The sequence below is a fragment of the Streptomyces sp. RKAG337 genome, from assembly GCF_023701715.1.
In the GTDB taxonomy this organism is placed as follows: Bacteria; Actinomycetota; Actinomycetes; order Streptomycetales; family Streptomycetaceae; genus Actinacidiphila.
Map to the genome: position 1 here is coordinate 7,453,240 of NZ_JAJOZA010000001.1, position 17,953 is coordinate 7,471,192.

A 17,953-nucleotide genomic window follows, 5' to 3' on the forward strand; every position below is an offset into this window, starting at 1 on the left:
AAAACGTCCGTAGGCCGAGCGGGGCCGTTGCGGAATGGTGCCGCCGGGGAGGCCGGTCCAGTGGTTCGAACGGACTGGCTGAAACCCACCGTAAACCGGACCCTTCCTGAGGGGAATGCCGGATAGTAGACATTGACCATAAGTAGACGCACCCATTCTGGGGGTCAGGTGTCCGACGGTTTCCTGTCGCCGGTGGGGCTCGGAGAGGTCGAAAGCGGCCTCTACCTGCATCTTCTCTCGGCGCCGCGCAGCACTGCCGCACAGTTGGCCGTCCTGGACGGCTCGACCGCGGCACGAATCCGTCCGGCCCTGGGCCGCCTGGCGGACGCCGGCCTGATCACGCGGCTGACGGGCTCACCCGTGCGCTACGTCGCGTCCCCGCCCGAAGCGGCCGTCGGCTCGCTCGCCTCCCGCCGGCAGCAGGAACTGGAAGAGCTCCGTGCGCACGTCCGCTCCCTCGCGCTGCGGTTCCAGGGCGCCGACGCGGGCCACCCCAGCGAACTGGTCGAGCTGGTGGAGGGCCGCGAGGCGCAGCTGAACCGCGTCGAGCAGATGCAGCTCGGCTCGGCGGAGGAGATGCAGGTCATCGACTGCCCTCCGTACTTCAGCAGCCCGACGTTCAACCCGATCGAGTTCCAGCTGCTGCGCCGCGGGATCAGCTGCCGGGTGATCTACGACTCGGTGTCGCTCGAAGGGCGCATGCCCTTCGTCCAGGACTGTATCGACGCGGGTGAGCAGGCCCGGAGTCTGCCGGCGGTGCGGATGAAGATGCTCATCGCGGACCGGCGCGCCGCGATGATCCCGTTGAACTTCGAAGCGACCGAATCGATGGCGGCCCTGTTCGTCCACCCCTCTCCGCTGCTGACGGCCCTGGTCACCTGCTTCGACCTGCTGTGGGAACGGGCGACCCCGCTGGCCGTCGACAAGAAGGGCACGGCAGGAGGCCTGGCCCCCGCCGACCACGAGCTGCTGTCCATGCTGGCGGCCGGAATGAAGGACGCCACGATCACCCGCGCGCTCGGCATCACCCAGCGGACGATGACCCGCCGCGTCGCCCACCTGATGGATGCACTGGACGCGAAAACCCGCTTCCAGGCCGGTCTGCAGGCAGCCAAGCGCGGCTGGTTGTAGACGTCTTGTAGACGTCGCAGGGCCGGTGCGGCGAGGGCGGCCAGCCGATGGTGATCGTCTTGGCGATGCTGGGTACCCCGGCGGCGTCGAGGGCGAACAGCAGATAGCTGCCGGGCAGCGCCACGCCGGGGTCGGTGGGGACGGTCAGTTCGTAGACCCCCGTCGATACCTGATGGGACGTCAGCGGCACCCGCCGTTGGTCGTTGTCCGTGGAGTGGGTGGCCGCTCCGGTGCGGACGAGGGAGAAGGCCGTGACCGGCGTGCTGGTCGTGACGGTCAGCGTGGCGCCGTAACCGGCCGTCGCGGGCGGGGTGTTGGTGATGACGGGCCGCGGCCGCTGGGTGCCGTCGGGGTTGAGGAGATACGGCGGCGTGAAGATCGCGCCGTCGAAGTGGTTGGTGGCGCAGTCGCCGCACAGTCCGCCGCCGCCGGAGAAGATCCGGCCGTCGGGGAGCAGGTTCGCGACGCTGTGGTAGTTCCGGGGTACGGCCATGGTCGCCATGCGGGTGAAGGCGCCGGTGGCCGGGTTCCAGATCTCCGGTGTCATGGCCGAGGTGGCGTCGGAGAAGGGAACGGGCCGGGACTGGCCGCCGAAGACGGCGACCTTGCCGTCCGGCATGACGACGCTGTTGCTGAAGGCGCGGGCGAAGGCCATGTCGCCGGTGCGGGCGCTGACGGGCTGCGGCCCGGCGGTGAGGTCGACGGTGTAGGCGCGGTTGGTGGCGTTGACGTTCTCGTACGCGGTGGCGCCGCCGAGCGTGAGGAGCTTGCCGATGTCGTAGGCGACGGCGTTGCCGTTCATCGCGTCCGGGCTGTCGGCGCGCACTCCGGCCGGGGTGATGGTGCCGTTTCCGGTGGTGTCGATCCAGTTGAGCTGCTTGCTGGGCCCGAGCTGGAGCACCCGGCCGTTGGACGTGCCGTAGAGCCACTGGTGGTTGTCGGCCCGGTAGGGCCCGGCGGGGTCCGCCGTCATCGTGGTCGTGACCGGAACGCCGGAGAGGGTGCGCCAGGTGCCGGTCGCGGCGGACCACACCTCGCCGTCCTTGCCTCCCTGGCCGCCGTTCCAGGATCCGCCGATGACGAAGGCGTCGCCGTTGGAGAGCAGCGTCATGGCCTGGTAGCCGCGGGGGATGTTCATGTCCGCGGTCGCGCTCCAGGTATCGGTGCGGGGGTCGTAGATGCTGGCGCGGGCGGCGTTGCTGCCACCGGTGACCAGCACCCGGCCGTCGGCGAGCATCGCCACACCGGGGCAGAACATGTCGTGGCCGGTGTTGTCGACGCGCCGCTGGGTGACCTGGCCGGTGGTGAGATCCATGATGGCGGTCTGGGTGAAGCCGTTGCTGCCGCCGAAGCGGTCGGTGGCGTAGGCCGACCAGGCGAGCAGTTTGTTGTCCGGCAGCAGCGCGGTGGCCACCGGTACGAGCGGGAAGCCGGTGATGGGGCTCCACAGGCCCGCGACGGCCGGGTCGGCCGGCCCGCTGAGGCGGATCTCGGCCGCGGAGGACCACGGTCCGCGGCCGCCCGCCTCGCTGGTGGCGGTGAGGCGCACGAACCTGGCGGTGGTCGGCGCCGTGAAGGTGGCGCTCTTGACCGTGTCGTCGTCCTTCCACGTCCCTGCGGCCAGCGGAGCCCCGAAGGTGACCCCGTCCGGACTGGCGGTGACCGTGTAGGCGCCGATCCGGCCGTTGGGCCCCGAGACGCGTGGCGTGTAACTCAGTGCGGACACCCGCTGGTTGGCGTGCATGTCCAGCGTGATGGAGTGCGGCAGCGCGGTGGGAGTGCCGGACCACTTGCTGTGCCACAAGGTGGTGGCGTCGCCGTCCAGGACGTTGCCGGCGCGGTTGTTCTGCGCGGCGGTCTCCTCGTCGCTCGCCGTGGCGGTCCAGCCCGTGACGGGAAGTTCGACGACGGAGGCGGGCAGGCCGGGATCCCCCAGCAGGTTGATCTCGGCGGCCGACGTCCACGGGCCGCGGTTTCCGGCCTCCGTCGAGGCGGTCAGCCGGACGAACCTGGTTCCCTGGGCGGCGAAGTTCAGGGTCTTGATGGTGCCGTCGTCGGGCAGGGTGCCGGTCGCCACCGGTCGCGTCCACGTCAGCCCGTCCGCGCTGAGCGCGATGGCGTAGACCCCGACCCGGCCGTTGGCACCATTGGTGCGCGGCCGGTAGACGAGCGCGGACACCACCGCGGTGTGATGCATGTCGATGGTGAGGCTGTGGGGCAGCGCGGTGGCGGGCGCCGTCCACTTGCTGTGCCACAAGGTGGCGGCGTCGCCGTCCAGGACGTTGGCCGCGCGGTCGTTCTCGCCGACGGTCTCCTCGTCGCTCGCGGTCGCCGTCCAGCCGGCCCGGGACAGGACCGGTGCGATCGGCTCCATGGCGGATGCCGGTGCGACACCGTGGTGCGGGGCGGGTGGCGGCGCCGTACCGCCCACCACGGGGACGGCGGGACGGCCGTCCGCGACGGCAGGCCCGCCCGCCGCCAGGAACGGCACGAACGCGACGGCGACCGCGGTGAGCGACGTCAGGATCAGCCACCGCGAGCGCAGCCGGAGCAGCCACGGCAAACGCGAGGTCAGAAACGGCACAACGGTCCCCCCAGACACGTCAGCGACCGCCGTGCCCCCCAATTGAACCCGGCGATGGCCCGACCGTGTCAGCAAGGAGCGCCACTGTAAAGAGGCACTCGCCCGCCCCGGCTCTCCCGGGACGGGCGAGGACCGTCGGCCGTTACCACATGACGGGGAGCCGCTCGGGCATCCGCTTCATGAACCCGGTCCGCCATACGAGCTGTTCGACGGGGACGGCGAGCTGCAGGTCCGGCATCCGCTCCAGCAGCACTTCCAGGGCGATCTCGGTGTGCTTCTTGCCCAGCGCGGTGGCGGGGCAGTAGTGCTGGCCGCCGCCGAACGACAGATGTGCCGCGGTGTTCTCACGGCCGAGATCCAGTCGGTGCGGATCGGCGAACACCTCGGGGTCGAAGTTGGCGCCTTCGACGAGCACCAGGACCAGTTCGCCCTTCTTGACCTCCACGTCCCCGAGCATGACGTCCTCGAGGGCCAGCCGCGGCAGGCCGTCGCCGATCGACAGGTTGATCCGCAGCAACTCGTCGACCGCCGCGGGGATCTTGCCGGGGTTCTCGCGCAGTTCGGCCCACGTATCGGGGTGCTGGATGAGGGAGAACACCGCCATCGTCAGGAACGCCGAGGTCGAGATCACTCCCGCGCCGAACATGGTCACGCCCACGGTGGCGAGCATCTCGTCCGTGAGGTGGTCGTACTCCGGGTCCTTGCGCAGTGCGGCGATATCGGCCATCAGCCCGGTCGTCGACGGGTCGTCCAGCCGCTCCACCATGTACGCCATGTCGCGGTCCCAGTTCAGCTTCGCACCGCTGACGGGGCAGGCGGAGTTCATGAACGCGATGTCCAGACTCGCGGCCAGCCGGGGAGCGTCGTCCTGCGGGATGCCCAGGATGCGGCAGTGCATGGCCTCGGAGTACGGGTTGGAGAACTGCGCCCGCAGATCCACCGGAGCACCCTGCGTCGTCAGGCCGTCGACCAGGCCGTCCGCGTGGGAACGCATCCAGTCCAGCAGGCCGTCGGCCTTCGGGTTGATGGCCTTGAGCACCGCTTTGCGAAGACCCGCCCCCGTGATGTTGCCCATGTTGTTGACGACCTCGGGCGGGATCGTCAGGGCGTACTGCCTCGGCGCACCCGGCATCGAGGTGTCCTTCAGACTGAACCGGGTGTCCTCCAGCACCTGCTTGCACAGGGCGTGGGAGGAGACCAGCCACGCCTCGTCGCCGGCGATCGTCCGGACCCGCTTGACGGGCTCCTCACGCAACGCGTCTATTTCGTGCGGCAGTTGGTCGCCGCGCCAGGAGAACGGGAAGTCGAGCAGCGTCCCGGCCTGCGGGTCGAGCAGCGTCTCAACGGACATCGGAATCTCCTTGTGCGGGTGTGACGATGGCATGGCCCTGGTTGCGTGAGGCTCGCAGTCCGAATCCGCGCGAGTAGAGAAGTTCGGCCATCGGCAGGAGCTGGTGGTAGCAATTGAGGGAGGAGGGAACCTCCAGGATCGCGGGGGTGTCCAGGAACAAAGGGGCCTCCGCGCATACGTACTTGAGGCACACTTCGCGCTGCCGCTCGGTGCTGGGCTTCCCGTCCAGGACTTTGGAGGTGAGGAAGGAGTCCACGAGCGTGTCGCAGGTCTTCCGGAACTCCGGATCGGTGTCCAGAAGAGCCCAGAGGCGGTCGTGGATTCTCCGGTAGGCCGGGATGTCCAGGAAATCCGACATGGCGTGGGCCCTGAGCCGCCCCCCGTAGGAGGCGGCTTCCACGGCATTGGTCACCTTGGCCCGGACGCCGCGCAGATTCTTGACGGCCTTGCGCCGGGCGTCATCGGGCGTATAGCCGGATGCCTCGTACATCTCGGCGACATGGAGGTCGGTATAGACGAAATCGACCTGCCGGAAGTTGTCGATGCCCCAGCGGGCGAGATCGGAGATGCGCTGCGCCGAGAAGTAACTGTTTCCGGGCGACACACCGATGACGGCATGGTCGCCCTCAGCGCGGATCACCTGGCAGTGGGAGGTGTAGGGCTGAACCTCGAAGACTTCGGCCGCTGTCGCAACCGGTGTGCAGGACGGAATCTCGAAGATTTCGGTCGCTGTCGTCAACTGGAGAGCGTCCTTCGGTGTCGCTAGTCCCGGGGAGCCTTGTGCTCCTGGTGTGGCGACAATGCGAGAAGTTAGTGCCCGGCCACGGAGAGTGTCAACGGGGGATCCGGCTCGCGAGATGAACATGAATGGGACATGACGTCGCCTTGTATCAACACACCATGCGGGATTGGCAATTGATGAGGATTATCCGATTGATGGGGCGTCACCTGCGGGATGGTCGGGTCGCCGCGGCTGATGAATGACGTGGCCATGTCGATTCCGGGCCAATGGAGGGCGGGGCGGGAACGGATTGCGCCGTCCGCCGGCATTTCCGGAGGCCGCCCGGGTTGTTGCTACCCTAGGAGAACGATGGTTCTCGACGTGAGCGGAGATGGCTGGAAGTGCTGAGCCCCGAGCTGGCCGAGGCGCGCGTCCTGGACGCGGCCGAGACCCTGTTCTACGACCGCGGGATCCAGCTGGTGGGGATGGACGAGATCCGGTCCACCTCCGGCGTCTCCCTGAAGCGGCTGTATCAGCTGTACCCCGCCAAGGGGGACCTGGTCGAGGCGTATCTGCGGCGGCGGGACACGGCCTGGCGGCGCCGGCTGGCCGAGTACGCCGACGCCCGGCCGTCGCCGCGCGAGAGCCTGTTGGCGGTCTTCGACTGGCTCTACGACTGGTTCGGCGAGCCGGACTTCCGCGGTTGCGCCTTCATCAACTCGTTCGGCGAACTCGGCGCGACCTCGCCGGAAGTGGCCGCCATCGCCCGCGCCCACAAGGACGCCTTCCGGAGGTATCTCGCCGACCTCGTGGCCGCCGCCGGCGAACCGGCCTGGGTCGCCGACCATGTCGCCCTGCTGGCCGAGGGCGCCATCACCACGGCCGCGATCTCCGGTTCTCCCCAGTCCGCACGTCAGGCCAAGGACGCGGTGCGCATCATCCTCGAATCCACCGGCGGCACCCGGCCCGCCTGACCGGCGACGGCGAGTGGCCCCGCCGGGGGTCCGGCGGGGCCCTCCTCGGACGGTGAAGGCCGTCCGGGCGGGCGGCGTCAGGGGGATCAGAGGGAGATGCGGCGTTCGTCGGCGGTGATCGCGAGGTCGTTGATGCTCGCGTAGCGGCGCCGCATCAGGCCGTTCTCGTCGAAGTCCCAGTTCTCGTTGCCGTAGCTGCGGTACCACTGGCCCTGGTCGGTGTGCCATTCGTACTCGAAGCGCACCGCGATGCGGTGGTCGGTGTAGGCCCAGAGTTCCTTGCGGAGGCGGTAGTCCAGTTCCCGCTCCCACTTGGCCCGCAGGAACTCCACGATCTCGGCCCGGCCGTTGATGAACGCGTCGCGGTTGCGCCACTCGGAATCCTCGGTGTACCCGAGGGAGACCCGCTCCGGATCGCGGCTGTTCCAGGCGTCCTCGGCGGCCCGGACCTTCTGCAGCGCGCTCTCGGCGGTGAACGGCGGCAGCGGTGGCCTCTGCTCAGGCATGGTGCATCCCTTCCGATGGGAGAACCAGCGTTCTCCTCGCTTCGCAGCTTAGGAGAACGCTGGTTCTCACGCAAGGTTCTGGCCGGTTGCCCGCCGGCCTCCCCGGCTCCTGCGGGAGCTGCCCGGGTGGCGGTGCGGTGTCGGCGAGGAAGTCGAAGGCCAGGCCGCTGGAGCCCTCGCCCCGGCCGGTGCCGCGCGGATGGCGGGCCGGCGACCTACCGCGCCTTCCTTGCCACGTAGACGGTGTTCGTCGCCGTTCCCTCCTGCAGTGGATTGTCGAACGGGACGACGTGGGCCGCCGGTTCCGCGAAGACCTCCGCGAGGACGGAGTTGAACTCCTCGTCCGGCGGGTCGTTCGACCACAGGGCGAAGACACCGTCGGGATGGAGGCGTTCGGCGAGCGAACGCAGGCCCGCAGGCCGGTAGAGCGCCGCGTGCCGCGGGTGCAGGACGTGGCGCGGTGAGTGGTCGACGTCCAGCAGGATGGCGTGGAAGCGGCGCTCCGGTGCCTGGGGGTCCAGGCCGGTGGAGTCGCCGACCATCGCGAAGAAGTCGCCCTGGACCAGCCGGCAGCGGGCATCGGACGCCAGCTCGGCACCCAGCGGCACCAGGCCGCGCCGGTGCCAGTCGATCACCTCGCCGAGCGTGTCGACGACGATGAGCGAACGCACCCGCGGGTCGTCCAGCGCCGCCCGGGCGGTGTACCCGAGGCCGAGGCCGCCCACGACGACGTCCAGTTGGGCGGCGTCCGGCAGCGGCGCCAGTCCGAGCCGGGTGAGCGCGATCTCGCCCGCCGTGAAGAGGCTGGACATCAGGAACTCGTCGCCGAGCTTCACCTCGTACACCTCGTCGCCGGACACCGGGTCGCGTCGGCGCCGCAGACTGATGTCGCCCATCGGCGTCGGCTGCCAGTCGATCTCCTCGAAACGCGCGCTCATCCGTTCGCCCTTCTGGTGCCGGGATGACAGGAGAATGCCCGGCAAATCCGAAACGCCCACTCTCTCATGGCACAGGAGACGACTCTGCCGTGTGGCGATGGATCAACACGATCCCGGTGGGAGCGATGATTCCGGAGCGGCGCCGCAGTCTTCAGTGCCGTACACCCGGAGCGAGGAAGAGGAGCGAGTCCCATGCGCATCGTCATCAGTGAGTTCATGAGCCTGGACGGCGTCGTACAGGCGCCCGGCGGTCCCGAGGAGGACACCGACGGCGGGTTCGCGCACGGCGGCTGGTCGCACCCGTTCTTCGATCCCGAGGTGGTGGGCGGCGCGTTCTCCGACGCGTTGGCCAAGGCCGAGGCGCTGTTGTTCGGGCGCAGCACATGGCAGACCATGGCCGCGGCGTGGCCCGAGCGAGCGGGCGACCCGTTCGCCGATCAGATGAACACCATTCCGAAGTACGTCGTGTCCGGGACGCTCAAGGACGACGAGCTGACGTGGGACAACACCACGCTCATCCCCGGCGACCAGGCGGCCTCCCGCATCCGGGAACTGCGGGACGCCGAGGGCGGCGACCTGCTGGTCATGGGGAGCCCGACGCTCGTGCGCACCCTTCTGGGCGAGGGCCTGATCGACGAACTCCGCCTCATGATCATGCCGGTACTGCTCGGCGGCGGTAAGAGGATCTTCCTTGACGACGGTGCGCTGCGCACGCTCGAGTTGGTGTCCACCGTCATCAGCGACGCGGGCGTGCACGTGTGCACCTACCGGCCCGTCGCCGGTCGGTAGCACCGGCTCGGGGCGGCCCGAGAGTTGGCTCGGGGCGGCCCGAGAGTTGGCTCGGGGCGGCCCGAGACCCGGTTCGGGTCGGCGAGCGAAGGCGCGAGCGCGTCCCCAAGTGCGGTATGCCCGGCCAGGTTCGGGCATGCCGCACAGCCGTCTGCCGCATGCGTGTGAGACGTTGACAACGAGCACCGGAACCCGGATCGGGGAACCGGATCGGCGGTTGGAGCAGCGTGGCATCGCGCCATCGCACCAGGGCGGGAGGCTTTACGTGAGTCTGACGGGAACGTCGTTCTGGGTCGTGCTCATCACCGTGACGCTGCTGATGGTCATCGGCACGATGCTCCTGTGGGCGAAGATTCCCGGACCGCGCCTGGTGCGGGCACTGACCCGGCTGGTCATGATCCTCCTGTGTCAGCTCACCGCGATCTCGGTGGTGGCCGTATGGATGAACAACAGCTACGGCCTCTACTCCTCCTGGGACGACCTGCTCGGCACACCCGACAACACCAACACCATCGCGATGCCCGGCCCGCCCGTGGCCCGCGCCCAGTTCAACCGCAGCGACAACGGGATTCTGGACACCTACTTCCACGGAACGCACTCCAAGCTCTCCGGGCAGGTCATCGTCTGGACACCTCCGCAGTACGACGATCCCGCGTTCCGCTCCACCCGCTTCCCCGTCCTGATGCTGCTGCACGGCGTGCCGGGATCACCTCAGTCGTGGCTGGAGCACGGCGGTATGCCGGACGCCTTCCAGAAGATGGTGGACGCCCACCAGTCGCACCCGTTCATCCTGGCCATGCCGGTGATCAACCCGGGCAGCGTCGATACGGACTGCAGCGATGTGCCGGACCGCAAGGTCGCCACCTGGCTCGCGGCGGACGTCCCCGAGCTGCTGCGGGAGAAGTTCCGTACGGTGCCCGGACCCCATGGCTGGGGGGTGATGGGGTTCTCCACCGGCGGTTACTGCGCCGCGAAGCTCCCGCTGCAGTTCCCCCGTGTGTTCGGCGCCGGCGCCGCCCTCGATCCCGACCCGCTGACCGGCGACCCGTCCGTGCTGCCCGACCCGGCCCTGCGGGAGCGCAACAGCCCGACGCACCTGGTCGCGGGCTCCCGGGCGGACGTGGGGATCTTCCTCGCGACCTCGGCGCAGGACCGCGACAGCCCGCCGGCCTCCATCGAGCAGTTCGTCCAGGCGGCTCAGGACAGCAAGGTGCGGGTGAAGACCGTGCTGCTCGCGACGGGTGGGCACAACTACGGAACCTGGATCAGCGAGTACCCGGCAGCGATCGGCTGGCTCAGCCGGCAACTCGCCGGCCCGCAACAGGCCCCCGCACCGAAGAAATAGCCGCTGCCCCGCAGCCGTACCGCGCCTCGGGCCCCCTCGACCCGATCCCGGCGGTGCCACCCCGGCGGTGCCGCCCCGGCGTATGACAGGCCGAGCGGGCAGGAGCCTCAGCCGTGGTGGCGGAGGTCCAGCATGCAGAAGACCTTGTCGTAGCGGCGGTCGCCGACGGCGACGAAGTCGGGCAGCCGGCCGTACTCCGTGAAGCCCAGCGACCGGTAGAGGTGCAGGGCGTTGTCGTTGTCGCCACGGGCGTCCAGGGTGAGGACCTCGATGCCCGCCCGCCGGGCGTCGGAGATCAGGGCCGCGGTCAGCGCCCGGCCAACGCCACGGCCATGGACGGCGGCATCCACCGCGAGTTTCTCCAGGTCGGCGTGCGGCCGATGGGTCGGTCGCGCGTAGCGCAGCCAGTACCCCAACCCGACGAGCCGATGTCCGAGATAGGCCGCACGCAGTGCCCCGTCCCCGGCGTGCACCGCGGCGACCACGTGCTGGAGGAGTTCGGCCACTTCGTCGTGCGAGGGAGGTTCGACCCAGCCGAGTGCGGCGCCACCACGGACCAGGTCGGCGAGGATCCGGTGCGCCGACTCGGCGAACCGGGCCTCACGCTCCGGATCGGACGCCAGCTCCGCTACGCCGAGGAGGACGGGCTCGGCGGCCCCGTCGTCGGTCATGGCCGTATGCATGACGGGCAGCCTAAACGGCCTACCCCGGGCGCTCGCCGAAGGCCCGGCCGGCGCCGGGGCGGCGAAAGGGTTGGTGCGCGGGGCCGGCGGAACCGGGTAACGTCTTTGTCATGTTCTTCCAGACGCCGATTTACGAGTGAGAGCGTGATGGGCCTCTGCTGACGTCGTTCGACGTCGCCGCCCGTCCCCCACCGATGAATCCGTAGATCACTCCACATCATTACCGGGAGAACCCGTGACCGTGAGCAAGAACATCAACAACCCCGTGGGCATGGGCGGTGGCCAGCGCAAGAGGCTGTCGCGCGCCGAACGGCAGAACAACGGCCCGCACCGCAACCTCGACCGCCAGGGTGCGGCCGACCAGAAGGCGGAGCTGGTGCGCAAGATGCGCGAGAAGGCCGGCGCGGCTGAGGGCACCGGGCAGGCGGACGACGACACCGCACAGAGCTGACGCACCGCCGCCGCAGGGCGGCACCGCACGGAGCAGGGCCCGGACCGCGACGCGCGGTCCGGGCCCTGCGGCCGTATCGGGGCTCTGCTGCCGTACGGGCGCGGCCGGTCCCGTTCCGCTCTCGGCCTGCCTCGCACATCGGGGACGGTGCCGGCCTCATGCATTTGCTGTTCGGACGAAATAGGTGGCTGCTCGTTCCGGCCGAGAGTTCGCCGAAATTCGGCCAACTTTCTCCCGCCTCACCTGGGAGTAGTTGTGCGGAATCGATTACTCCTCCAATTACCGGCGTGAACGACCCTCTTGACACCCGAAATCACGGAACGAGACCATCGCGTGGTCGCGTTCCGGTGGGGCGTGGCGAACATTCCACATCGACGGTCGAACACCGTCGATAATCGCGGGGGAGGACGAACAATGAGTATTCTCGAACCAACGGAAGATCCGCTTCAGCGGGCTGAAATCGAACGCTCGGGCAGGCGGGTCTTCCTGGCCAGGACGCTGGGCGTGACGGCCGGTCTCCTCGCGGTCGCGGCGACCGGCGAGGCGCATGCCGCCACTCCATCGCAGGCGCCCACGGCCACGAAGTCCGCCACGAAGTCCGCCGCCAAGTCCGCCGCCAAATCCTCGGCCAAGGCCGGTGCGGCCCTGGCAGGACAGGCGGACTGGCGTTTCTGCAGCAAGTGCTACGGGATGTACTTCTGGGGCTATCCGACCGACGGCGTCTGTCCGGCCGGCGGCGCGCACACTGCTCAGGGGTACAACTTCGTCCTCCCGCACGATGTGCCCGCCACGCCGACAACGCAGGCCAATTGGCGCTTCTGTTCCAAGTGCTTCGGCATGTTCTTCTATGGATACCCGGACAACGGCCACTGCGCGGCCGGCGGCGCTCATGCTGCTCAGGGGTACAACTTCGTGCTGCAGCACGATGTGGCCGAAACACCCACCGCCCAGGCCTACTGGCGCTTCTGCTCCAAGTGCTACGGCATGTTCTTCTGGGGTTATCCGGCGAAGGGCCACTGCCCCACCGGCGGTGAGCACAACGCGGCTGGATACAACTTCGTCCTCCAGCATTCCTGAGGGCCCGCGAGCGCATTGAATCGCCGGTGGTTCGGGGTGGCCCTGCCAGGTCATCTCGAACCACCGGCGATTCGCCGTCCAGGGCCGGGCGGTGCCGGCCGGCGGAACCGCTCCCTGCGACGGCCCGCGTCACGCCCGCTCCGGCGTCCGTCATCGGAAGACGCTCCAGCGGTCCCCGGGGCGCCGTATGAAACGGTTGCGTTTCTCCGGGGCGGGCCTTAACGTTATGGAACGAAACGGTTCCGTACTATAAGGAGGCCTCGCGATGCCGGCCGACGCTCGCAAGACCACGGTGCGCCGCCCACGGATGACGCCCGACCGTGAGCTGGAGCTGCTCGTCGCGACGCTCGACGTCCTGCGCGAGGACGGTTACGAGGCCCTGACCATGGATGCCGTGGCGGCCAAGGCACGCTGCAGCAAAGCCACCCTCTACCGGCAGTGGCAGACCAAGCCCGAGATGATCGCCGCCGCGCTCTACGCCACCCGTCCGGTGCGGGTGAACGAGATCGACACCGGCTCGCTCCGCGGTGACCTGATGCTGCTGGTCGAGCAGGTGGCGCCCCGTGCCCAGCAGGACACCGCGCTGTTCACGGCCCTCGGGCATGCCGCTCTCTCCGATCCCGCACTGGTGCGGGCGCTGCGCGAGAGCGTGATCGATCCGGAGACCGCGAACCTGACCGCCTTCGTGGACCGCGCGGTGGCCCGGGGCGAGCTCGCGGCGCGACCCGCGGCGCTGGCCTTCCTGCCGCAGCTGCTCTTCAGCTCGCTCCACACCCGCCCGCTCTTCCAGAACGCCGTCGCCGACTACGACTACCTGGTCGGCTTCATCGATGACGTCGTGATGCCCGTCCTGCTGCACACCTGACCGGCGACCGCCGACGTCCGCCCCCTCATCCCCGGCTCACAGCCCTGGAGCGCTGAACCATGCCCAGAACACTCGACGACACGCCCATGGACATCCTGTCCAAAGCCCCGGTCCCGCCCTCCAGGGCGCAGGAGCCCGGAGCACGTCGCTGGTGGATCCTCGCCGTCGTCGGTCTCGCCCAGCTGATGATCGTCCTGGACGCGACCATCGTGAACATCGCGCTGCCCTCCGCGCAGAAGGACCTGGGCTTCTCCGACGGCAACCGGCAATGGGTGATCACCGCCTACGCGCTGGCCTTCGGCAGCCTGTTGCTGCTCGGCGGCCGGATCGCCGACCTGTTCGGACGCAAGATCACCTTCCTGGTCGGTCTGGTCGGCTTCGCCGGCGCGTCCGCCCTCGGTGGCGCGGCCGGCAGCTTCGAGGTGCTGGTGAGCGCCCGCGGACTGCAGGGCCTGTTCGGCGCCCTGCTCGCCCCTGCCGCGCTGTCCCTGCTGACCACCACGTTCACCGACGCCAAGGAACGCGCCACCGCGTTCGGCGTCTTCGGCGCCATCGCCGGAGCCGGCGGCGCGGTGGGACTGCTGCTGGGCGGTGTGCTCACCGAGCACCTCGACTGGCGCTGGACCATGTACGTGAACCTGATCTTCGCCGTCATCGCCTTCGTCGGCGGCATGGTGTTCCTGCGGCACAGCGCGCGCGACCGGAGCGTCAGTCTCGACATCCCCGGCGCCGTCCTCGTCTCCGCCGGCCTCTTCGGCCTGGTCTACGGCTTCTCCAACGCCGAGAGCCACGCCTGGGGCTCCCCTGCCACCTGGGGCTTCCTGGCCGCCGGTGTCGTGCTGCTGGGCGTCTTCGCCTGGTGGCAGACCAGGGCCGCCCACCCGCTGCTGCCGCTGCGCGTGCTGCTGGACCGCAACCGCGGCGCCTCCTTCATCGCGGTGCTGATCAGCGGCGCCGGAATGTTCGGTGTCTTCCTCTTCCTGACGTACTACCTGCAGCAGTCGCTGGGCTACAGCCCGATCCGGACCGGGCTGGCGTTCCTGCCGATGGTCGCCGCCCTGGTCCTCGCCTCGGCCCTCGCCAGCACCCGGCTCATTCCGCGCTTCGGCCCCAAGCCGATCGTGCCGCTGGGCATGGGCATCGCCGCGGCCGGCCTGGTCTGGCTGACGGCACTCAGCATGGACAGCACCTACGCCGCCCACATCCTGCCGCCGCTGGTCGTCCTCGGGCTCGGCATCGGCCTGGTGATGGCCCCGGCGATGAGCCTTGCCACCTCGGGCGTCGCCCCGCACGATGCGGGGGTGGCCTCCGCCGCCGTCAACACCATGCAGCAGATCGGCGGCTCCATCGGCACCGCACTGCTCAACACCCTCGCCGCCAGTGCCGCCACCGGCTACCTCGCCGGCAGGAACCCCGCCGACCCGGCCGTGCGCGGACAGGCCCTGCTGGAGAGCTACTCCACCGCCTACTGGTGGTCGGCCGGCTTCTTCGCCGCCGGGCTGCTCATCAGCGTCCTCCTCTACCGCCGGGGCGTCCCCGCCCAGGACGAGAACGCGGCACCGACCGTTCACATGTAGCGGGGTGACGGGACGTCACCGTCCCGCGGCAGGGAAGCCGGCGCTGTTTCCGCACTTCGGACGTGATCGTCGCCGTGGCAGGATGTCCGGCACGAACGCAGGACGGCACCGCGAACGAAGGACGGCATGATGACATCGGGCAGCGGTAACGCCTCGCGGGCCGTGCTGGGGACCTGGCCCACCCCGCTCGAACCGATGCCGCGGCTGGCCGCCGCACTGGGCCTCGGCCCGGACGACCTGTGGGTCAAACGGGACGATCTCATCGGCCTGGGCGGCGGCGGGAACAAGGTGCGCAAGTTGGAGTGGCTCTGCGGCGCGGCACGCGACGCCGGCGCGACGGTGCTGGTGACCACGGGCGCTCCGCAGAGCAACCACGCGCGGCTGACCGCGGCCGCCGCCGCGCGGCTGGGGCTCGACGCCGTCCTCGTGCTCGTCGGCACACCCGGATCACCGGGGTCCGGCAACCTCGTACTCGACTCCCTGTTCGGCGCCACCGTCGTATGGGCCGGTGAGGTCGGCGCCGAGGCACTCAAGGCCGCGGCCGGGCAGGTGGCCGGGGAACTGCGGGGGAAGGGCGCCGTTCCGGCACTGATCCCCTTCGGCGGTTCCAGCGTGGTGGGTGCGCGCGGCTACGTCGAGTGCGGGCGGGAACTCCTCGCGCAGGCCCCCGACCTGGCGACCGTCGTCACCGCACTGGGCTCCGGCGGCACGATGGCCGGCCTCGTCGATTCCCTGGGTACCGCGCGAGTGCTCGGCATCCACTGCGGCGCCGTCGCGGATCCCTCCCACACCGTTGCCGAGCTCGTCTCGGGACTGAGCGGGAAGCGCTGTGAGCCGGGGACCCTGCGGGTACGGCTCGACCAGGTCGGCGCGGGCTACGGCACACTGACCGACCAGGTCATGGACGCCCTGCTGCTGGCTGCCAGAACCGAAGGCATGGTGCTCGATCCCATCTACACGGGACGGGCGATGGCCGGCCTGATCGCGGCGGTCCGGGAAGGCGACATCGTGCCCGGACACCGCACGGTCTTCCTGCACTCGGGCGGTCTGCCCGGCCTTTACGGCCATCCGCAGACGCTCGCCAGAGCAGCGGCCGCACTGACCATCGGAACGATCAGCGGATGAGGACGATGTCGCGCAGCAGGCCGTGGGGCTTGTCGTCGAGGGGGCCGTCGGGCATCGCGCTCGCAGGGGTCCTCATAGTGATGTGCTGGTTGCTGAGCGGCTGCGGCACGCTGCACGCCGATGCCGGTGCCGGCGCGACCGGCACACGAAGTCCTTCCGCCGCGGAATCCGCCATCCCCTGGACGCTGGCGGCCCCCATCGCCGTGAACGGGCTGAGCATCGCTGCCGACGACCGCACCCTCCAGTTGGATGTCCAGGTGCCGGCCGGGACGAACTGCACGCGCGGGCTCAAGGCCGCCGTCGACACCGTGGAGAACGGTGTCATCTATGTGAAGGTGACCTTCGAGTCCCGCAGCATGGACCGGAGCTCGGGATGTACGCACGATGAGCGGGCGCTGACGACCGTTCGTCTGCCGGTGTCCGTCGTCGGGTACCCGGTCATGGTCAACAGCTCCGACGTCTTCACCCTGTCCGGCGCGACCCGCCCGGCCCTCCGCAAGTGCGGCAAGCTCGGCTGCGATCCGGCACCCACCGGCTGCACGAGCGCCTCGTACCAGCAGGCGATGCTCGTCGCCGACACCCCGCAGCACACCTACTGGGACGACCTCGGCTGCGACGGCCACTGGCTCATCCTCGAACTCTCCACCCGGATGGGGCCCGCCTGCGGCGACGCGTCCTCGGGCTGCAAGGAGAGTGCGCTGACCACGCGGTGGTTCTTCCGCGCGACGCCCGACGGATGGCACGCCTTGGGCACCTCCGGCGCGGCGGGATGCGCGGGCGTTCTGCGGATGAACCCGGCCTTCCCGGAGGCCCTGTGCCGTCATCTCCCGGCGCTGAAGCGCTGAGTCCTCAGGAGGCCGGTCCGGCGGGCGGGGCGCCGGTGATCGCCGCCCGGTAGAGGTCCTGGGTGGCGGCGCCGAAGTAGGCGCTGTAGGAGACCTTGGGGGTGTTGCCGCCGGTGTGGTAGCCGCCGATGACCCCGATCACCGCCCAGCCGCCCGGCCACGGCACCAGCATCGGCCCGCCGCTGGTCCCGCCCACGAACGCGTCGCACGCGATGCGTGGGAAGGTGCCCGGATCGGCCGGGTCGTCGCTCACCCACTTGGTGGTCCAACTCCAGCACTCCAGCGGCTTCGTCGCACCCGCCGGATACCCGATCATCCGAACCGGGGCGTGGTAGTACCCGCTCCCGGTGAGCAGTCGCACCCCACCGACCGCGTCCTGCAGGCGCGTTCCGACCTGATTGGGCTCGGTGACCGCGAAGCCGAAGTCGTACGCGGCTCCCGCGTGCTCGCCCAGGTCGTAGTACTGCTGCGAGACGTAGACGCCGTCGCTCGCGACGGGGAAGACACCGAACGGCTTGAGCCCGTCGTGGTACTGCGGCACGAAGGCGAGGTTGCGCTTGGGGGAGGTGCCGGAGTAGCCCTTCAGACAGTGCCCGGCGCTGAGTACCAGGTCGCGGCCGGGACCGCGCACCACGGATCCGCTGCAGGTGCGCCCGGTACCGGTGGCGTCGGTCCAGAAGAAGGTGCCTGCCTGGGGAATGCCGTCGAAGCTCCGGCTCGGCGGAATGTACTCACCCGGCCGGGGCCCGTCCACGGTGGGGGAGGCGCTACGGATGGACGAGCCGGTCCCGGGGCCGTTGCCCGGTTCGCCGCGCAGTGCCTCCGCCATCCGGGCCGGGCTCCAGTAGGCGTCGAGCTGGACGGCGGCCGGGTTCGACCGTGCCGGGTGGCCCATGGCGGATGCCGTCGGGGCGAGCCCGCCGCCGAGCAGCAGCGCTGCCACGGACACGGCGGCGTATCGGATGATCCGGGTCCTACGCACCATCAGTTC

Annotated in this window: 17 protein-coding genes; 10 read left to right on the plus strand and 7 right to left on the minus strand. The window is 69.8% G+C overall.

Features of this window, described 5'->3' with window-relative positions; translation table 11 throughout:
- Positions 1 to 168: 168 nt before the first annotated feature.
- Positions 169 to 1,131 carry a helix-turn-helix domain-containing protein gene (locus LNW73_RS33020; RefSeq protein ID WP_250974012.1) on the plus strand — a complete coding sequence of 321 codons (963 nt, stop codon included), beginning with the start codon at positions 169 to 171 and terminating at the stop codon, positions 1,129 to 1,131.
- On the opposite strand, the gene LNW73_RS36130 is transcribed toward LNW73_RS33020, so the two are convergent.
- The 3 genes from LNW73_RS36130 to LNW73_RS33040 all read right to left on the minus strand — a co-directional run bounded on the left by LNW73_RS36130 (position 1,025) and on the right by LNW73_RS33040 (position 5,805).
- The gene (locus tag LNW73_RS36130; protein ID WP_308407764.1) at positions 1,025 to 3,715 is read right to left on the minus strand and encodes a discoidin domain-containing protein; all 2,691 of its coding nucleotides are present in this window, start codon (positions 3,713 to 3,715) and stop codon (positions 1,025 to 1,027) included. The genes LNW73_RS33020 and LNW73_RS36130 overlap by 107 nt on opposite strands.
- Before the next feature lie 142 nt (positions 3,716 to 3,857).
- Positions 3,858 to 5,066 carry a cytochrome P450 gene (locus tag LNW73_RS33035; protein WP_250992503.1) on the minus strand — a complete coding sequence of 403 codons (1,209 nt, stop codon included), beginning with the start codon at positions 5,064 to 5,066 and terminating at the stop codon, positions 3,858 to 3,860.
- Positions 5,056 to 5,805: a tRNA-dependent cyclodipeptide synthase gene (locus LNW73_RS33040; RefSeq protein WP_250992504.1), complete on the minus strand. Its 750-nt coding sequence runs from the start codon at positions 5,803 to 5,805 to the stop codon at positions 5,056 to 5,058. Before LNW73_RS33040 ends, LNW73_RS33035 begins: the two co-directional genes overlap by 11 nt.
- A 383-nt stretch (positions 5,806 to 6,188) precedes the next feature.
- On the opposite strand from LNW73_RS33040, the gene LNW73_RS33045 reads away from it, so the two are divergent.
- Positions 6,189 to 6,761 (plus strand): TetR/AcrR family transcriptional regulator, encoded by a 573-nt coding sequence (locus LNW73_RS33045; protein WP_250992505.1) that lies wholly within the window; start codon positions 6,189 to 6,191, stop codon positions 6,759 to 6,761.
- Positions 6,762 to 6,847: 86 nt separating this feature from the next.
- Here LNW73_RS33045 and LNW73_RS33050 read toward each other — a convergent pair whose 3' ends face one another.
- Both LNW73_RS33050 and LNW73_RS33055 read right to left on the minus strand, forming a co-directional pair.
- Positions 6,848 to 7,267, minus strand: a complete 420-nt coding sequence (locus tag LNW73_RS33050) for a nuclear transport factor 2 family protein (protein ID WP_250992506.1) — start codon at positions 7,265 to 7,267, stop codon at positions 6,848 to 6,850.
- A gap of 215 nt (positions 7,268 to 7,482) precedes the next feature.
- Positions 7,483 to 8,205, minus strand: a complete 723-nt coding sequence (locus tag LNW73_RS33055; protein WP_250992507.1) for a spermidine synthase — start codon at positions 8,203 to 8,205, stop codon at positions 7,483 to 7,485.
- 192 nt (positions 8,206 to 8,397) lie between these two features.
- Between LNW73_RS33055 and LNW73_RS33060 the strand changes: the two genes are divergently transcribed.
- Positions 8,398 to 8,994 (plus strand): dihydrofolate reductase family protein, encoded by a 597-nt coding sequence (locus LNW73_RS33060; RefSeq protein WP_250992508.1) that lies wholly within the window; start codon positions 8,398 to 8,400, stop codon positions 8,992 to 8,994.
- Positions 8,995 to 9,259: 265 nt separating this feature from the next.
- On the plus strand, positions 9,260 to 10,339 hold the full coding sequence (locus tag LNW73_RS33065; RefSeq protein WP_250992509.1) for an alpha/beta hydrolase: 1,080 nt from the start codon (positions 9,260 to 9,262) through the stop codon (positions 10,337 to 10,339).
- Between the two features lie 107 nt (positions 10,340 to 10,446).
- Here LNW73_RS33065 and LNW73_RS33070 read toward each other — a convergent pair whose 3' ends face one another.
- A complete protein-coding gene (locus LNW73_RS33070; RefSeq protein ID WP_250992510.1) occupies positions 10,447 to 11,022 on the minus strand; it encodes a GNAT family N-acetyltransferase in 576 nt (191 codons plus the stop codon).
- 235 nt (positions 11,023 to 11,257) lie between these two features.
- Between LNW73_RS33070 and LNW73_RS33075 the strand changes: the two genes are divergently transcribed.
- From LNW73_RS33075 to LNW73_RS33100, 6 genes are all read left to right on the plus strand, one after another.
- Positions 11,258 to 11,473, plus strand: coding sequence for a DUF6243 family protein (locus tag LNW73_RS33075; protein ID WP_250992511.1), 216 nt, complete (start codon positions 11,258 to 11,260; stop codon positions 11,471 to 11,473).
- A 504-nt stretch (positions 11,474 to 11,977) separates the two neighbouring features.
- On the plus strand, positions 11,978 to 12,550 hold the full coding sequence (locus tag LNW73_RS33080) for a hypothetical protein (protein ID WP_250992512.1): 573 nt from the start codon (positions 11,978 to 11,980) through the stop codon (positions 12,548 to 12,550).
- A 265-nt stretch (positions 12,551 to 12,815) separates the two neighbouring features.
- Positions 12,816 to 13,415, plus strand: a complete 600-nt coding sequence (locus tag LNW73_RS33085; protein WP_250992513.1) for a TetR/AcrR family transcriptional regulator — start codon at positions 12,816 to 12,818, stop codon at positions 13,413 to 13,415.
- An 86-nt stretch (positions 13,416 to 13,501) separates the two neighbouring features.
- A complete protein-coding gene (locus LNW73_RS33090) occupies positions 13,502 to 14,992 on the plus strand; it encodes an MFS transporter (protein ID WP_250993116.1) in 1,491 nt (496 codons plus the stop codon).
- 129 nt (positions 14,993 to 15,121) lie between these two features.
- Complete coding sequence (locus LNW73_RS33095) at positions 15,122 to 16,117, plus strand: pyridoxal-phosphate dependent enzyme (protein ID WP_250992514.1); 996 nt, start codon at positions 15,122 to 15,124, stop codon at positions 16,115 to 16,117.
- 80 nt (positions 16,118 to 16,197) lie between these two features.
- On the plus strand, positions 16,198 to 16,962 hold the full coding sequence (locus tag LNW73_RS33100; RefSeq protein WP_250992515.1) for a hypothetical protein: 765 nt from the start codon (positions 16,198 to 16,200) through the stop codon (positions 16,960 to 16,962).
- A 4-nt stretch (positions 16,963 to 16,966) separates the two neighbouring features.
- Here the strand turns inward: LNW73_RS33100 and LNW73_RS33105 are convergent, their stop codons facing one another.
- Positions 16,967 to 17,947 carry a trypsin-like serine peptidase gene (locus LNW73_RS33105; RefSeq protein ID WP_250992516.1) on the minus strand — a complete coding sequence of 327 codons (981 nt, stop codon included), beginning with the start codon at positions 17,945 to 17,947 and terminating at the stop codon, positions 16,967 to 16,969.
- Positions 17,948 to 17,953: the final 6 nt, after the last annotated feature.

Excerpts from the sequence above, each read along its gene's own strand:
- LNW73_RS33035 (WP_250992503.1), bottom strand. The coding sequence starts at position 5,066 with ATGTCCGTTGAGACGCTGCTCGACCCGCAGGCCGGGACGCTGCTCGAC.
- LNW73_RS33050 (WP_250992506.1), bottom strand. The coding sequence starts at position 7,267 with ATGCCTGAGCAGAGGCCACCGCTGCCGCCGTTCACCGCCGAGAGCGCG.
- LNW73_RS33055 (WP_250992507.1), bottom strand. The coding sequence starts at position 8,205 with ATGAGCGCGCGTTTCGAGGAGATCGACTGGCAGCCGACGCCGATGGGC.
- LNW73_RS33060 (WP_250992508.1), top strand. The coding sequence starts at position 8,398 with ATGCGCATCGTCATCAGTGAGTTCATGAGCCTGGACGGCGTCGTACAG.
- LNW73_RS33070 (WP_250992510.1), bottom strand. The coding sequence starts at position 11,022 with ATGCATACGGCCATGACCGACGACGGGGCCGCCGAGCCCGTCCTCCTC.
- LNW73_RS33085 (WP_250992513.1), top strand. The coding sequence starts at position 12,816 with ATGCCGGCCGACGCTCGCAAGACCACGGTGCGCCGCCCACGGATGACG.
- LNW73_RS33090 (WP_250993116.1), top strand. The coding sequence starts at position 13,502 with ATGGACATCCTGTCCAAAGCCCCGGTCCCGCCCTCCAGGGCGCAGGAG.
- LNW73_RS33095 (WP_250992514.1), top strand. The coding sequence starts at position 15,122 with ATGACATCGGGCAGCGGTAACGCCTCGCGGGCCGTGCTGGGGACCTGG.
- LNW73_RS33100 (WP_250992515.1), top strand. The coding sequence starts at position 16,198 with ATGTGCTGGTTGCTGAGCGGCTGCGGCACGCTGCACGCCGATGCCGGT.
- LNW73_RS33105 (WP_250992516.1), bottom strand. The coding sequence starts at position 17,947 with ATGGTGCGTAGGACCCGGATCATCCGATACGCCGCCGTGTCCGTGGCA.